We start from the raw sequence: 15,708 nt of genomic DNA, 5'->3' as shown, positions 1-15,708 counted from the left end.
ATGCGCGCAGATCTGCTGATTGTCGGAGCCGGAATGGTCGGCAGCGCCCTGGCGCTGGCGTTGCAGAACAGCGGGCTGGAAGTCCTGCTGCTTGACGGCAGCCCGCTGAGCGTCAAACCCTTCAATGGCGATGCGCCGTTCGAGCCGCGAGTCAGTGCGTTGTCGGCAGCCAGCCAGCGGATCCTCGATCGCCTCGGCGTGTGGGACGGCATCGTCAACCGACGCAGCAGTCCCTACACCGACATGCACGTTTGGGATGGCAGCGGAACCGGGCAGATTCACTTCTCGGCCAGCAGCGTGCACGCCGATGTGCTCGGCCACATTGTCGAAAACCGCGTGGTGCAGGATGCCTTGCTCGACCGTTTGCACGATTGCGATCTGGGGCTGCTGCCCAATGCGCGACTGGAGCAGATGCGCCGCTCCGGCGACGACTGGCTGCTGACCCTGGCCGACGGCCGCACCTTGCGCGCGCCGCTGGTGATCGCGGCGGATGGCGCCAACTCTGCCGTGCGCCGTCTGACCGGTGTCGCCACCCGCGAGTGGGATTATCTGCATCACGCCATCGTCACCAGCGTGCGCAGCAGCAAACCGCACCGCATGACGGCGTGGCAGCGTTTTACCGATCACGGTCCGTTGGCGTTTCTGCCGCTGGAGCGTGATGGTCAGCAGGACTGGTGCTCGATCGTCTGGTCGACCACGCCGAGCGAAGCCGAACGGTTGATGGCGCTGGATGAAGCAGGTTTCTGCCGTGAGCTGGAACGCGCCTTCGAAGGTTGCCTCGGCGACGTCATCAGCGCCGATCCGCGTCTGTGCGTGCCGCTGCGCCAGCGTCACGCCAAGCGCTACGTGGCCGAAGGCCTGGCGTTGATCGGCGATGCCGCGCACACCATCCACCCACTGGCGGGGCAGGGCGTGAACCTCGGTTTCCTCGACGCCGCTGTGCTGGCCGAAGTGCTGCTGCAAGCGAACGAACGCGGCGAACGCCTGGCGGACGTGAAAGTGCTGAGCCGCTACGAGCGCCGGCGCATGCCGCATAACCTGGCGCTGATGGCCGCGATGGAAGGCTTCGAGCGGTTGTTCCAGTCCGATCCGCTGCCGCTGCGCTGGTTGCGCAACACCGGGCTGAAAATCGTCGAGCAGATGCCCGAGGCCAAAGCACTGTTTGTGCGTGAAGCGTTGGGACTGACCGGGGACTTGCCGGCCCTCGCCAAGGCCTGACGAATGTCGTGCAACATCTGGTAACTCCTTGGGAAAGTGATCGATTGAGCTGGTAAATGTGAGTCCTTATCATTTGGGCCACTTTTCCCGACCGAGAGATCACTCCCATGTTGGCACCCCAGCGTCTTTTGACCGCACTGGCCCTGACCCTGATTGGCAGCACCGCCGCCCAGGCCGCCGATGAGGTGGTGGTCTACTCGTCGCGCATCGATGAACTGATCAAGCCGGTGTTCGATGCCTACACCGCCAAGACCGGGGTGAAGATCAAGTTCATCACCGACAAGGAAGCGCCGCTGATGCAGCGGATCAAGGCCGAAGGCGAGAACGCCACCGCCGACCTGCTGCTGACCGTCGATGCCGGCAACCTCTGGCAGGCCGAGCAGATGGGCATTCTCCAGCCGTTCACCTCGAAAACCATCGACGCCAACATTCCCCTGCAATACCGCTCGTCCACCCACGCCTGGACAGGTCTGAGCCTGCGTGCGCGAACCATCGCCTATTCCACCGCACGGGTAAAACCGGGCGAGCTGACCACCTACGAAGCGCTGGCCGACAAGAACTGGGAAGGCCGCCTGTGCCTGCGCACGGCGAAGAAGGTCTACAACCAGTCGCTGACCGCCACCATGATCGAGGTGCACGGCGCCGAGAAAACCGAGAAGATCCTCAAGGGCTGGGTCAACAACCTGTCCACCGACGTGTTCTCCGACGACGTTGCGGTGCTGGAAGCGATCAACGCCGGCCAGTGCGACGTCGGCATCGTCAACACCTACTACTACGGTCGCCTGCACAAGCAGAAACCGGATCTGCCGGTGAAACTGTTCTGGCCGAACCAGGCGGATCGCGGTGTGCACGTCAACCTGTCGGGCATCGGTCTGACCAAGCATGCGCCGCACCCGGAAGCGGCCAAGGCGCTGGTGGAGTGGATGACCACGCCTGAGGCGCAGAAGATCTTTGCCGACGTGAACCAGGAGTTCCCGGCGAATCCGGCGGTGAAGCCTTCGGAAGAAGTGGCGGCGTGGGGGCAGTTCGTGGCTGATACGCTACCGGTTGAGGTGGCGGGCAAGCGTCAGGCTGAAGCGATCCGGATGATGGATCGGGCGGGTTGGAACTGACGTTGCGAGTCGAATCGCCGCAAGCGTGACGCGCAGCGTCACAGGATGTGTGCCCACGCAGAGCGTGGGCACATTCATTTAACGAGAGTCTTTCCTTGGCCCACCCCGCCCAACGTCGCTGGTACCCCATCGTCTTCGCCATCGCCGCGTTGGTGCTGCTCCCCCTCAGCGTGCTCCTGCTGTCATGGCAAACCATCGATCAACAGATCTGGTCGCACCTGTGGGAAACCCAGATGCCGCGTCTGCTGGGCAACACCCTGACGCTGGTGCTCGGTGTCGGCATCGGCGTGACCCTGCTGGGCGTAAGCCTTGCGTGGCTCACCAGCCTCTGCGAATTCCCCGGTCGGCGCTGGCTCGACTGGGCGTTGATGCTGCCCTTTGCGGTCCCGGCCTATGTGCTGGCGTTCGTGTTCGTCGGCCTGCTGGACTTCGCAGGTCCCGTGCAAAGCCTGTTACGCGAATGGTTCGGAACCGGCCTGCGTCTGCCGAGAGTGCGCTCCACCGGCGGGGTGATTCTGGTGTTGGTGCTGGTGTTCTATCCCTATGTTTACTTGCTGGCGCGCACCGCGTTCCTAGCGCAGGGCAAGGGATTGATGGAAGCCGCGCGAGTGCTCGGCCAGTCGCCGTGGCAAGCATTCTGGCGTGTAGCGTTGCCGATGGCGCGGCCGGCCATCGGCGCTGGCGTGGCGCTGGCACTGATGGAAACCCTGGCGGATTTCGGCGCGGTCTCGGTGTTCAACTTCGACACCTTCACCACCGCGATATACAAGACCTGGTATGGCTTCTTCAGCCTGTCGAGCGCTGCGCAACTGGCCAGCCTGTTGTTGCTGGTGGTGATGCTGGTGTTGTACGGCGAGCGGCGCGCCCGTGGCGCGAACCGGGCAAGCAACGAACGACCACGGGTCAAAGCGCTATATCACCTGCGCGGGCCCAAGGCCTGGGCGGCGACCGGCTGGTGCGGTCTGGTGTTCGCCTGTGCGTTTGTCATCCCGGTGCTGCAACTGCTGGTGTGGTTCTGGCAGCGCGGGCGTTTCGATCTGGATGAGCGTTACGCCGGGCTGATTCTGCACACCCTGTATCTGGGTGGCATGGCGGCGTTGATCACGGTCAGCGTGGCGATGTTGCTGGCGTTCGCCCGACGTCTGGCACCGACCCAGGCGATCCGTTCCGGCGTCAGTCTGGCCAATCTCGGCTACGCCTTGCCGGGCTCGGTGCTGGCGGTGTCGATCATGCTGGCATTCAGTTATCTGGATCGTGAGCTGGTGATTCCACTCTCCGGCTCGCTCGGCGGTGCAGGAAAACCGTTGCTGCTGGGCAGTCTGGCGGCGTTGTTGATGGCTTATCTGGTGCGGTTCGTGGCGGTGGCCTACGGGCCGCTGGAAAGCAGTCTGGCGCGTATACGGCCCTCTTTGCCTGAAGCGGCACGTAGCCTGGGTGTCAGTGGGCCGCGACTGTTTTTCAAAGTGTATCTGCCGCTGTTGCTACCCGGCACACTCAGCGCCGCACTGCTGGTGTTCGTCGATGTACTCAAGGAAATGCCCGCGACCCTGCTGATGCGCCCGTTTGGCTGGGACACGCTGGCCGTGCGGATCTTCGAAATGACCAGCGAAGGCGAATGGGCGAGGGCATCTTTGCCGGCGCTGACGCTGGTGCTTGTCGGGTTGTTGCCGGTGATCGGCCTGATCCGACGTTCGGCGCACAGAAACACTTAGTCGTCAGTCCTGAATCATGCGGCTACAATGCGCGGCATTCGGTGCGGTCCGTCTGACAGACCCTGTCGCTGAAATCGGCTGAAAGCCTTCTTCTACAGGGCTTTCAAACCGTGCAGCAGCGCTCCGCACCTTCGCCACGCCCGGAAGGAGAAACCCATGGGACAGCGTACGCCTCTGTATGACCTGCATCTCGCCCTCGGCGCGAAGATGGTCGATTTTGGCGGTTGGGACATGCCACTGCATTACGGCTCGCAGGTCGAGGAGCACCACGAGGTGCGTCGCGATTGCGGGGTGTTCGATGTATCCCACATGACCGTGATCGATGTCGCCGGCCACCAGGCCAAGGCCTGGCTCCAGCATTTGCTGGCCAATGACGTCGAACGCCTGCACAGCCCCGGCCGTGCGTTGTACAGCACCATGCTCAACGAGCGCGGCGGTATCGTCGACGACATGATTGTCTACCGTCTCGAGGACGGTTACCGACTGGTGGTCAACGCCTCGACCCGCGATCAGGACCTGGCGTGGATGCAGGCTCATCTCACCGGCTACGACGTGCAACTGCACGAGCGTACGGATCTGGCGATGCTCGCCATTCAAGGCCCCCATGCCCGGCACAAGATTGCCGAGCTGGTGACCCAGTCCCGTGCCAATCTGATCCAGATGCTCAAGCCTTTCGAAGGCCACGTCGACGGCGACTGGTTCATTGCGCGGACCGGCTACACCGGTGAGGACGGTCTGGAAATCGCCCTGCCGGCCGATCAGGCCCCCGGATTTTTCAACGATCTGGTGGGCGCCGGCATTTCTCCCATCGGCCTCGGTGCCCGCGACACCTTGCGGGTGGAAGCCGGGATGAACCTCTACGGCCAAGACATCCATCAAGACGTTTCGCCACTGGCTTCGAACATGGCCTGGAGCATCGCCTGGGAACCGGCCACGCGTCGGTTCATCGGTCGCGATGCGCTGGAAGCGGAAAAAACCGCCGGCGTGCAGCACAAACTGGTGGGTCTGGTGCTCGAGGAACGCGGGGTTTTGCGTGCGCATCAGGTGGTTCGTATCGCTGATGTTGGCGAAGGAGAGATCACCAGTGGTAGTTTCTCTCCTACGCTTAGCAAGTCGATTGCCCTGGCGCGTGTACCGATGGCGACTGCCGACCGCGCCGAAGTGGAAATCCGTGGCAAGTGGTATCCGGTACGAGTGGTCAAACCGACCTTCGTCCGTCACGGCAAAACCTTGATCTAACCTTTTCCGGCGGGCACGACCGCTGACAATTTCTTGAGGACACCGAGCATGAGCAACATCCCAGCCGAACTGCGTTTTGCCGAAAGTCATGAATGGGCGCGCCTGGAAGTCGATGGCACCGTCACCGTGGGCATCAGCGATCACGCGCAGGAAGCGCTGGGTGATGTGGTGTTCGTCGAGCTGACGGAAGTGGGTAACAAGTTTGCAGCTGAAGATCAGGCCGGTGTGGTGGAGTCGGTGAAAGCCGCTTCCGACATTTATTCGCCGATTGCCGGTGAAGTGATCGCTGTCAACGAAGAACTGAGCGCCTCGCCGGAACTGCTGAACTCCGACCCTTACGGCGCGTGGATCTTCAAACTCAAGCCAGATAACGCTGCGGACCTGGAAAAGCTGCTCGACGCTGCCGCCTACAAGGCTGCCATCGGCGAATAAGCTTCACGCAACACCGCAAAGCCCCGATCCGTCGGGGCTTTTTTGTGGCCGCAGCTTTCAATCGCGCGGCTCAGGCGTTGCCCAACACCGCTTTGACCGCCGCCACCGAGCGCTCGACATCTGCCTTGGTCATGGTGGTGAACATCGGCAACGACACAATCAGCCGCCCGACGCGCTCGGCCACCGGCAACATGCCTTCCTTGAAACCGCGCTCGCGGTACAGGCTCAGCAGGTGGATCGGCGGGTAGTGATAGCCGATGCCGACGCCCAGCGCCTGCATCTGCTCCATGAACGTGGCCCGCGCCGGCAAGCCGTCCTTGCGCTCCGGCAACACCAGCTGGAACAGGTGCCAGTTGCTGTTGGTGAAGTCGGCAGGTGGCAGTTGCGCGCCATACGTGGCTTCGAAGTCGTCGCCAAAGCATTTGAAGTAGTGGCGAGCCAGTTCCTGACGATGGGCGGTCAGCGCTTCGATGTGAGCGAACTGGCCGAGGCCGATGACGGCCGCCACATCGGTCATGTTGAACTTGCCACCCAGCACATCGACATCCAGACCGTCGAACCCGGTGCGGGTGACGCCTTGCAGGCGATATTTCTCCGCCAGACGCACTTCTTCCGGCGTATTCAGCACCAGGCATCCGCCTTCGGAGCAGGTCACGTTCTTGTTGGCCTGGAAGCTGAACGACACGAAATCACCGGTGGCACCGATGCTCTGGCCGTTCCAGCTCGAACCGAGTGCCTGCGCGGCGTCTTCGACGATGCGCAGGTTGTGTTTTTTGGCGATGGCGTACAGGCGCTCCATGTCCACCGGCAACCCGGCGAGATAGACCGGGATGATCGCCTTGGTGCGCGGGGTGATGGCCGCTTCCAGTCGATCCAGGTCGATGTTGCGGGTGACCGGGTCGATGTCGGCGAACACCGGTGTGGCCCCCACCTCAAGAATCACGTTGGCCGTGGCCACCCAGGAAATCGGCGTGGTGATCACTTCGTCCCCCGGGCCGATGCCGGCGATGCGCAGGGCGATTTCCATGGTGCAGGTGCCGGAGTTGAACGTGCGTACCGGGCGCCCGCCGAAATATTCCGACAGTTGCGCCTCGAAGGCCTGGACCTTCGGACCGCTGGTGATCCAGCCGGAACGCAGGACATCGCCGACGGCGGCAATGGTGGCTTCATCGATGACAGGTTTGGAAAACGGCAGAAACGGCTGTTGGCTCATGAGGATTCGATCATCCGAGGGTTGGGCGCGTGTTACAGGTGCCACAGCATGCCCCGTTCGGCCACCCGCCGCCAAGCCGTCCGCGACGGTATCGACTGCTATGCTGGTTTGACCGTGTTGCATTGACGCCGAGCCGCCAGCCAAGAGAGAGCCCGTCATGTCCCAGTTGCCATCCCTGAGCCAGTTACGCGACCCCCATGCCTTCCTGCGCCGTCACCTCGGCCCCGATGCCGCCGAGCAGCAGGCGATGCTCGACAGCCTGGGCCTCGGCAGCCGGATCGAACTGATCGAGCAGACTGTCCCGCCCGCCATCCGCCTCAACCGCGAACTGGACCTGCCGCCCGCGCTGGACGAGCAAGCAGCCCTGGCGAAACTGCGCGGGTACGCCGAACAGAACCAGGTCTGGACCAGCCTGATCGGCATGGGGTACCACGGCACCCTCACGCCGACGGTCATTCTGCGCAACGTGCTGGAAAATCCCGGCTGGTACACCGCCTATACGCCCTATCAACCGGAGATTGCCCAGGGCCGGCTCGAAGCGTTACTCAACTTCCAACAACTGACCATCGACCTGACTGGCCTGGAGCTGGCCAACGCCTCGTTGCTCGATGAAGCCACTGCGGCCGCCGAGGCCATGGCGCTGGCCAAACGCGTGGCGAAGTCGAAGAGCAATCTGTTTTTCGTCGACGAAAACTGTCATCCGCAAACCATTTCCGTGGTGCAGACCCGCGCCGAAGGCTTCGGCTTCGAGCTGATCGTCGACACGGTGGATAACTTGAAGCAGCACCAGGTGTTCGGCGCGCTGCTGCAATACCCCGACACCCACGGCGAGGTCCGCGACCTGCGCCCGTTGATCGATCACCTGCATGCGCAACAGGCGCTGGCATGCGTGGCGGCCGATTTGCTCAGTCTGTTGTTGCTGACGCCACCGGGTGAACTGGGCGCCGATGTGGTGTTCGGCTCTTCACAGCGCTTCGGTGTGCCGATGGGTTACGGCGGGCCGCACGCGGCGTTTTTCGCCAGTCGCGAGGAGTACAAACGGGCGATCCCCGGGCGGATCATCGGCGTGTCGAAGGACGCTCGTGGCAACGTGGCGCTGCGCATGGCCCTGCAAACTCGGGAGCAGCATATTCGCCGGGAGAAGGCCAATTCGAACATCTGCACCGCCCAGGTGTTGCTGGCCAACATCGCCAGTTTTTACGCGGTCTATCATGGGCCGCAAGGGCTCAAGCGGGTCGCCCAGCGCGTGCACCGGCTGACCTGCATCCTCGCTGCCGGCCTTGAGCGGCATGGCATCAAGCGCATCAACCAGCACTTTTTCGACACGCTGACCCTGGACGTCGGCGGCGCGCAGACCGCGATCATCGAAAGCGCTCAGGCCGCGCAGATCAACCTGCGGATTCTCGGTCGCGGCCATTTGGGCCTGAGCCTCGATGAAACCTGTGACGAGAGCACCGTCGGCAAACTGTTCGATGTGCTGTTGGGTGTCGATCATGGATTGAACGTCGAAGAACTCGACGCTGAAACGCTGGTGTCCGGGATTCCGGATAATCTGCTGCGCAGTTCACCCTATCTGCGCCACCCGGTTTTCAACGCCCATCACAGCGAAACCGAGATGCTGCGCTACCTCAAGCAGCTGGAGAACAAGGATCTGGCGCTCAACCAGTCGATGATTCCGCTCGGCTCCTGCACCATGAAACTCAACGCCACCAGTGAAATGATCCCGATCACCTGGCCGCAGTTCGCCAACCTTCACCCGTTCGTGCCTCGAGAGCAGGCCGTCGGTTACACACTGATGATCGAAGAGCTGGAGCGCTGGTTGTGCGCGATCACCGGGTTCGACGCGATCTGCATGCAGCCCAACTCCGGTGCCCAGGGTGAATACGCCGGGTTGCTGGCGATCCGCAAATACCACGAAAGTCGCCAGCAGGGCGGGCGCGACATCTGCCTGATTCCGTCCTCGGCCCACGGCACCAACCCGGCCTCGGCGCAGATGGCCGGGATGCGCGTGGTGATCGTCGAGTGCGACGAGGCGGGCAACGTTGATCTGGATGACCTGAAATCCAAGGCATCCGAGGCGGGAGACAAGTTGTCGTGCCTGATGGCGACGTATCCGTCGACCCACGGCGTGTACGAGGAGGGCATCAGCGAAATCTGCGAAGTTATCCACAAGCACGGCGGTCAGGTGTACATGGACGGTGCCAACCTCAATGCCCAGGTCGGGCTGGCGCGGCCGGCGGACATTGGCGCCGACGTTTCACACATGAATCTGCACAAGACCTTCTGCATTCCCCACGGCGGAGGCGGGCCGGGCATGGGGCCGATCGGTATTCGTGCGCATCTGGCGCCGTTCGTCGCCAACCACCCGGTGGTGCCGATCGATGGGCCGCAACCGCAGAACGGCGCGGTGAGCGCAGCACCCTGGGGCAGTGCGAGCATTTTGCCGATCAGCTGGATGTACATCGCCATGATGGGGCCGCAACTGGCGGACGCCAGCGAAGTGGCGATCCTCGCGGCGAATTACCTGGCGCAGCATCTGTCCGGCGCCTTTCCCGTGCTCTACACCGGGCGCAATGATCGGGTGGCCCATGAATGCATTCTGGATCTGCGGCCGCTTAAAGCGCAGACCGGCATCAGTGAGGAAGACATCGCCAAACGCCTGATGGATTACGGCTTCCATGCGCCGACCATGTCGTTCCCGGTGCCGGGCACCTTGATGGTCGAGCCGACCGAGAGTGAGTCCAAGGCCGAACTGGACCGCTTCATCGGCGCCATGTTGAGCATCCGCGCGGAAATCACCGAAGTGCAAAACGGCAACTGGCCGGCCGAGGACAATCCGCTCAAGCGTGCGCCGCATACGCTGGCCGATGTCACCGGCGTCTGGGAGCGGCCTTACACTATTGAGCAGGGCATCACGCCGGATGCGCATACCAAGGCGCACAAATACTGGCCGGCGGTGAACCGGGTGGACAACGTCTATGGCGACCGCAACCTGTTCTGCGCGTGTGTGCCGGTGGATGATTACCGCTGATTGGCGGGCAAAAAAATGCCGCTCATGTGAGCGGCATTTTTTTGGGCGAAAGGTTTATTCCGATGCTACGGCGTTCTTCGCCAGGATCGCGTTCGCCAGTTCCATGTCCGTCGCTTGCAGGCCCGGGTTGTCGGCGCGGACTTTCTGCATGGCGGCTTCCAGGTACGGGCCACGGATGCCGCCATCGCTGGCGACAAAACTGCCGGCGTCATCCTGGGCGGCGACGATCAGCTTGTGATCCTTGAAGGTCAGGTACGTCGAGCCAGTGGTTGCGCCGGACGAAATGACGTTACGCCAAAAGCTGTCGGCCATCGCTGAACCAACGGGAAGGGACAGCAGGGCGAGGGTGGCGACAGCAAGTTTGAGACGCATGATGGGTGACTCCACAGGGGGTTGAACTGAGACCTTGGATCGCCATTTACCCTGTCGAGTTCCATGGCGGCTCAAGTAGCGCTAGAGGCGCGGTCACTTGTTTGAGACCATGCCCCCTGATTTTTTCGCAGGGATGCAATCGTGGGTGTTATCGCGCTGATTTACGGGGTGATGTGGACGGTGCTGATGGGCGCGTTCATCGGCCTTCCTGGCCTTTTGATCATGCTCTGTGTTCCGCCATGGCGCAGGGCGCTGCTGCGCCATCCGCGCAAATTTGCTGTCCTGATGCTGGTCTGTGTCTGCGTGGTTGGCTTTACCTTGTTTCAGGTGGTGGTCAGTTATCGGGAAAACAAGCTCCTTAATCCGAAACTGGAGGATGCGGTTCAAGTTCAGGGTCTGAATTTTCCTGCCGGCACCCGGTTGCACCTGAGATCAGCCGAACCGCTGGACGGGAGCGGCCAGCCTCAGGTCTATGGACTGGCCAACCTGCGGGGTGCCGAGTTTGCTGTACCGCATACCATCAAGGGAATGCGAGTTTCTACCCTGCAGATGACTCTCCCGTTGGCAGTAGATTTGAAGCTCGTCGGGGATCAAGAGGTGGAGGGCTGGCCCTGTCGCGGAGGGAGTTGGGTTCATCTGGGCTTCGGCGAGCATACCCGGTTTCAGCCGGAGCATTGGCAGTTCAGCGATTGTCAGTTGGTGGCTGGTACGAAAATCGCCGGGCTGAACTGGCCGGACTCCAGCCAGCTCTACAAGCTGGACACCGGCTACGCTGTTACCCATTTTCGTTCGACGTCCGCGGTTTTCATCGACGGCATTGAACTGGCGAACGTGAGCGTCCGTCTGGATCCGCAGCGCACGCTCGTGCGTTGGGAGGGGAACCTGAAGAGCCCGCTGACCCTTGGCGAGTGGACGTACCCTCAAGGAATGAGAGTGCAACAGAACGCGCCATCCACATTGATATTCAGTGCGGACGAATACTACACCGGACGAAACCTGCACTCCGGCAAGAAGCTGGGTCCCGGCCAATCGATTGAGCAGCATAGGCTGGACGGCTCCGAGCTATGGATCAAACCCAGCACCGAGGTTGAGGGGTTCAACCGGTAACCGAGCTATTTCTGCTCACTCTGCGGCGTCACCCGCAACACCTCCTCGATAGTCGTCAGCCCCGCCGCGACTTTCTGCGCGCCGGACAATCGCAGACTGCGCATGCCTTCCTTGAAAGCCTGGCGCCGGAGCGCCGTCAGATCGGTATCCGGGCTGATCAACGCCTTGAGGCTGTCGGTCAGTTGCATGATTTCGTAGACCCCGGCACGACCGTGATAACCGGTGTCGCGGCACTCGAGGCAACCGATGGCCCGTTGTGCATTGCCCGGCAGCGGCGCCTGCCACGGTCGGGTCAGGGTTTGCCAGTCTTCCTCGCCGATGGGCAATGGCACCTTGCAGTGCGGGCACAGCGTACGCACCAGCCGTTGGGCCATGACCCCGAGCACCGTGGCCTTGATCAGGTAATGCGGCACGCCGAGTTCCAGCAGGCGGCTGATGGCGCTCGGTGCATCGTTGGTGTGCAGGGTCGACAGCACCAGGTGCCCGGTCAAGGCGGCCTGGATCGCCATTTCAGCGGTCTCCAGATCACGGATCTCGCCGATCATGATGATGTCCGGGTCCTGCCGCATCAGCGCCCGTACCCCGGCGGCGAAGGTCAGGTCGATGTTGTGCTGCACCTGCATCTGGTTGAAGGCCGGCTCGACCATCTCGATCGGGTCTTCGATGGTGCAGAGGTTGATTTCCGGGGTCGCCAGTTTTTTCAGGGTGGTATAGAGCGTGGTGGTCTTGCCCGAACCGGTCGGCCCGGTCACCAGAATGATGCCGTTGGGCTGGCGGGTCATGTCCTGCCAGCGGCGCAGGTCGTCGGCGGAAAAACCGAGCTGATCGAAATCCTTGAGCAGCACCTCCGGGTCAAAGATCCGCATCACCATTTTCTCGCCGAACGCGGTGGGCAGCGTCGACAGGCGCAACTCGACCTCGCCGCCGTCCGGGGCCTTGGTCTTGACCCGGCCGTCCTGGGGTTTGCGCTTCTCGGCGACGTTCATTCGGCCAAGGCTTTTCAGGCGACTGACAATCGCCATCGTCACCTGCGGCGGAAATTGATAGACGTTGTGCAGTACGCCGTCGATACGAAAGCGCACCGTGCCTTGCTCGCGGCGTGGTTCGATGTGGATATCGCTGGCCCGTTGCTGGAAGGCGTACTGGAACAGCCAGTCGACGATGTTGACGATGTGCGCGTCGTTGGCGTCCGGCTCCTGATCGCTGGCGCCGAGGTTGAGCAACTGTTCGAAGTTGCCGAGGTTGCTGCCCGGCTGGTCGGCGTTGCTGGCACCGCTGACCGATTTGGCGAGTCGAAAGAACTCGACACTGAAGCGCTGGATGTCCACCGGGTTGGCGACGACCCGTTTGATCGGCAGTTTCAGCACGTGGGTCAGGTCGGCTTCCCAGCCATTGACGTAGGGCTGGGCGCTGGCGACGGTCACTGCATCGCGGTCGACCGACACCGCAAGGATCTTGTGGCGCTGGGCGAAGGCGTAGGACATCAGCGGGGTGATGGCGGCGACATTGATTTTCAGCGGATCGATCCGCAGGTACGGCTGGCCGGCCTGCTGCGCCAGCCACAGGGTCAGGCTTTCCAGGTCCAGGTGTTTGCCCGGACGGCTGAGGTCGTCCAGTTGCTGGCCGGCGATGAATTCCAGCGGGTGCACCTGCCCATGGGTGGCATGGCGGCGGCGCGCATTCAGCGCATGCTCGGCCGAGTCCTGGCTGATGAAGCCCTGGGCGACCAGTTCACGCAATACATCATTGAGATCCAGCCAGCGGTCCTGAGTGGCGAGTTGAACGGACATGCGGGCTCCTTTTGAACGACAGTTCGCAAAGGATAGTCGTGGCCCCACAGACCGTTGGGCCACTACCCGACAAAGGCGTTTCGGTTCTTGTCAGCCGGCCGCCTGCGCTGGCGCATCCCACGCCGTCTCGGGGTTTTGCAGGTTCACCGAGCAGACGCTGATCAGGTTACGAAGTTTTTCCGCGATCACCTGGGCGCGATGCCAGCTCAGGCCACCCATGATGATGTCGATGGACAGCAGATCGTCCAGACGCTGGACGCTGACCTGCTCCGGGGTGAGGAACTGCAAGGCGAACAGGTTCAGCACTCGCACCAGCAAATCCGGCTCGGCCTCGGCCAGTATCTGGTACTGCGCAAGGCAATGGGCGTTGTTGACGTTCCACACATCGGCACGGGGCGCTGGGGTGTTGACGGCTTCGAGGTGTGGCATGGCTGGTCTCCGGAATCAGTGGGGGAATTTTTACATTCGATGCCGGGCATTTCTTATCTAAGATGAGCTGATTACGTGATTGATCGGTTTGATCAATTCGCCATTGGCTTGTTTTGAGGATTTTTTATGCACAGTGAGCTGGACAGCTACGACCGGCGCATTCTCGCCCTGCTGCAAGAGGACGCTTCCTTGTCCAGCGCACAGATCGCCGAACAGGTGGGCTTGTCGCAGTCGCCTTGCTGGCGGCGGATTCAGCGGATGAAGGAGGAGGGGATCATTCGTGGTCAGGTGACCTTGCTCGATCGCAAGAAAATCGGCCTGAACACGCAGATCTTCGCCGAAATCAAACTCAACGCCCACGGCCGTTCGAACTTCACCGAATTCACCGAGGCGATTCGCGGCTTTCCCGAGGTGCTGGAGTGTTACGTGCTGATGGGGGCGGTGGATTTCTTGTTGCGGATTGTCGCGGCGGACATTGAGGCGTATGAGCGATTCTTCTTCGAGAAGCTGTCGCTGGTGCCGGGGATTCAGGAAGTGAACTCGATCGTGGCGCTGTCGGAGATCAAGTCGACGACGAGCCTGCCGGTACTGCGCTGATGATCGTTCCCACGCGTGGGAACGATCATCATCCGGGGATTACATGCGCAGCAGCATTTTCCACGCGCGATTCTGGTAAACCGCAATTGCCTGATGCTTGCGCGCATCGAGCAGTTCATCCGTGATGGTCGGCTCGTTGGCCAGTTGCGCCAGTTTGTTCAGCTCGCCGTACAGACGATCCATTTCCGGGATCTCCAGCACGTTGCGCGCGTGGTGCAGCCAGACCTGGATGCGCTCGATGCGCGGCAGTTGCTCGGCCAGATCTTCCGGCTGCTGCTGATAACGCTGTAATTGCAGCGAAGTGGCTTCTTCGCCCAGCAGACGCGGCAACCAGCTGCCCAATTGCGCAGCGCCCTGGCGATTGCCACGGGTGTTGCGGTCGGCCGCCCAGGTGCGGGCCAGCAACCAGCGCGACGTGTTCAGCGAGAACAGGCCCCAGCGCGGGTCTTCCAGTTCTTCGAGGAACTGCTCCGGCGCGGCTTTGCGCACGTCTTCGTCTTCAATACCGACCTGTACCAGTGGACGCCAGTCTTCCAGCAAGGCGTCCAGTGCAACGCGCAGGTCGTGGGTCGACTGACGCGGTGCGGCCTGGCCGAGACTGCTGAGCAGGGCGCGCATTTCCGCGAGGTTCTCGACCCAGTCCTGCAGCAGGCGCCAGTGGCCGTTGAAGCGATACTGTTCGGCCAGACGCTGGCTGCTGCCGAGCAAGTGCCAGCTCAGGGCAGCGAAGGCATCGTCCAGCGGGGTTTCAGCGGTGATGGCCGGCGCCGGCAGGCTCAGCGAGTAGCTGTTGGCATCGTACAGACGATAGCCGCGCTCGGCCTTGCTGATGTCGCACGGCATCAGGGCCAGGGTTTCGGCCAGTTCGGCGGCCAGTTCCAGCAACGCGGCAGGCTCGCCTTCGCGCAGTTCCAGTTCCAGCTCGCAGATTTCTTCTTTCTGTTTGCCGACTACCACGTGGCCCAGGTCCAGCGCGGCTTCGATGACCACTTTGGTCTTGCCACGGCCCCAGGCGATTTCGGCGCGCTCGCGGACGAAATCGGTGGTGAAGATCGGTTTCAGGGTTTTCTTGTCCAGCTCGGCGAGGGACTCGGGCCAGCATTCGCCGTCGAGTTTCTTCACGTCGAGCTTGGCTTTGGGCAGGTTCCAGTCGTACTCGTTACGCTCGGACAGACCGGCAACACTCTGGCCACGGGTCTTGAGGGTCTGAATCACTTCTTCGCCGTCCTTGCGCAGGCGCAGGGCAACCTTGGCCCGGGCCAGGTCACGCTCGGGCGTGTCGAAGTACTGATTCATCAACTCACGGCGTTCCCAGCCACTTTTGTTGCGTTTTTTCAGGAGAGGGTGCTCGCGCAGGGCGGCGAGAGTTTCGCGGCTGACGCGGAGTTTGATTTCGGTTTCTTTCTGCATGGCCGGAAAATCCAGGATCGGGAGCGCAGCCGGGGGAATGTGTGGC

General features: G+C 62.1%; 13 protein-coding genes. 8 read left to right on the top strand and 5 right to left on the bottom strand.

The features are described from left to right. The 5 genes from AC3WRD_RS04165 to gcvH all read left to right on the top strand — a co-directional run bounded on the left by AC3WRD_RS04165 (nucleotide 1) and on the right by gcvH (nucleotide 5,713). Nucleotides 1-1,218, top strand: a complete 1,218-nt coding sequence (locus AC3WRD_RS04165; RefSeq protein ID WP_173861304.1) for a 2-octaprenyl-3-methyl-6-methoxy-1,4-benzoquinol hydroxylase — start codon at nucleotides 1-3, stop codon at nucleotides 1,216-1,218. Nucleotides 1,219-1,325: 107 nt separating this feature from the next. After that, nucleotides 1,326-2,330, top strand: coding sequence for an extracellular solute-binding protein (locus AC3WRD_RS04160; protein WP_096817428.1), 1,005 nt, complete (start codon nucleotides 1,326-1,328; stop codon nucleotides 2,328-2,330). A 95-nt stretch (nucleotides 2,331-2,425) separates the two neighbouring features. After that, nucleotides 2,426-4,042, top strand: a complete 1,617-nt coding sequence (locus AC3WRD_RS04155) for an ABC transporter permease (protein WP_102619641.1) — start codon at nucleotides 2,426-2,428, stop codon at nucleotides 4,040-4,042. Between the two features lie 156 nt (nucleotides 4,043-4,198). Continuing rightward, a complete protein-coding gene (gene gcvT / locus AC3WRD_RS04150; protein ID WP_096817431.1) occupies nucleotides 4,199-5,281 on the top strand; it encodes a glycine cleavage system aminomethyltransferase GcvT in 1,083 nt (360 codons plus the stop codon). A gap of 48 nt (nucleotides 5,282-5,329) precedes the next feature. Continuing rightward, nucleotides 5,330-5,713 (top strand): glycine cleavage system protein GcvH, encoded by a 384-nt coding sequence (gene gcvH / locus AC3WRD_RS04145; protein ID WP_102619642.1) that lies wholly within the window; start codon nucleotides 5,330-5,332, stop codon nucleotides 5,711-5,713. A gap of 70 nt (nucleotides 5,714-5,783) precedes the next feature. Here gcvH and AC3WRD_RS04140 read toward each other — a convergent pair whose 3' ends face one another. After that, a complete protein-coding gene (locus tag AC3WRD_RS04140; protein WP_102619643.1) occupies nucleotides 5,784-6,926 on the bottom strand; it encodes a DegT/DnrJ/EryC1/StrS family aminotransferase in 1,143 nt (380 codons plus the stop codon). Between the two features lie 157 nt (nucleotides 6,927-7,083). Here AC3WRD_RS04140 and gcvP point away from each other — a divergent pair, with 157 nt between their 5' ends. Then, nucleotides 7,084-9,957, top strand: coding sequence for an aminomethyl-transferring glycine dehydrogenase (gene gcvP, locus AC3WRD_RS04135; protein WP_102619644.1), 2,874 nt, complete (start codon nucleotides 7,084-7,086; stop codon nucleotides 9,955-9,957). A 54-nt stretch (nucleotides 9,958-10,011) separates the two neighbouring features. Here gcvP and AC3WRD_RS04130 read toward each other — a convergent pair whose 3' ends face one another. Beyond that, nucleotides 10,012-10,332: a DUF2388 domain-containing protein gene (locus tag AC3WRD_RS04130; protein ID WP_169843014.1), complete on the bottom strand. Its 321-nt coding sequence runs from the start codon at nucleotides 10,330-10,332 to the stop codon at nucleotides 10,012-10,014. 138 nt (nucleotides 10,333-10,470) lie between these two features. On the opposite strand from AC3WRD_RS04130, the gene AC3WRD_RS04125 reads away from it, so the two are divergent. Next, nucleotides 10,471-11,436 (top strand): hypothetical protein, encoded by a 966-nt coding sequence (locus tag AC3WRD_RS04125; protein WP_102619645.1) that lies wholly within the window; start codon nucleotides 10,471-10,473, stop codon nucleotides 11,434-11,436. Nucleotides 11,437-11,441: 5 nt separating this feature from the next. Here AC3WRD_RS04125 and tfpB read toward each other — a convergent pair whose 3' ends face one another. Further along, the gene (gene tfpB / locus AC3WRD_RS04120) at nucleotides 11,442-13,226 is read right to left on the bottom strand and encodes a type IV pilus assembly ATPase TfpB (RefSeq protein ID WP_102619646.1); all 1,785 of its coding nucleotides are present in this window, start codon (nucleotides 13,224-13,226) and stop codon (nucleotides 11,442-11,444) included. 90 nt (nucleotides 13,227-13,316) lie between these two features. Then, on the bottom strand, nucleotides 13,317-13,655 hold the full coding sequence (locus tag AC3WRD_RS04115; protein WP_102619647.1) for an ACT-like domain-containing protein: 339 nt from the start codon (nucleotides 13,653-13,655) through the stop codon (nucleotides 13,317-13,319). 126 nt (nucleotides 13,656-13,781) lie between these two features. On the opposite strand from AC3WRD_RS04115, the gene AC3WRD_RS04110 reads away from it, so the two are divergent. Then, the gene (locus AC3WRD_RS04110) at nucleotides 13,782-14,252 is read left to right on the top strand and encodes an Lrp/AsnC family transcriptional regulator (protein WP_007951785.1); all 471 of its coding nucleotides are present in this window, start codon (nucleotides 13,782-13,784) and stop codon (nucleotides 14,250-14,252) included. 39 nt (nucleotides 14,253-14,291) lie between these two features. Here AC3WRD_RS04110 and AC3WRD_RS04105 read toward each other — a convergent pair whose 3' ends face one another. Continuing rightward, nucleotides 14,292-15,662: a CYTH domain-containing protein gene (locus tag AC3WRD_RS04105; RefSeq protein ID WP_096817442.1), complete on the bottom strand. Its 1,371-nt coding sequence runs from the start codon at nucleotides 15,660-15,662 to the stop codon at nucleotides 14,292-14,294. Nucleotides 15,663-15,708: the final 46 nt, after the last annotated feature.

The organism is Pseudomonas sp. FW215-R2, assembly GCF_058789255.1.
Note: the sequence above shows the minus strand (reverse complement) of the source record. Positions and strands in the feature narration are given on the sequence as shown.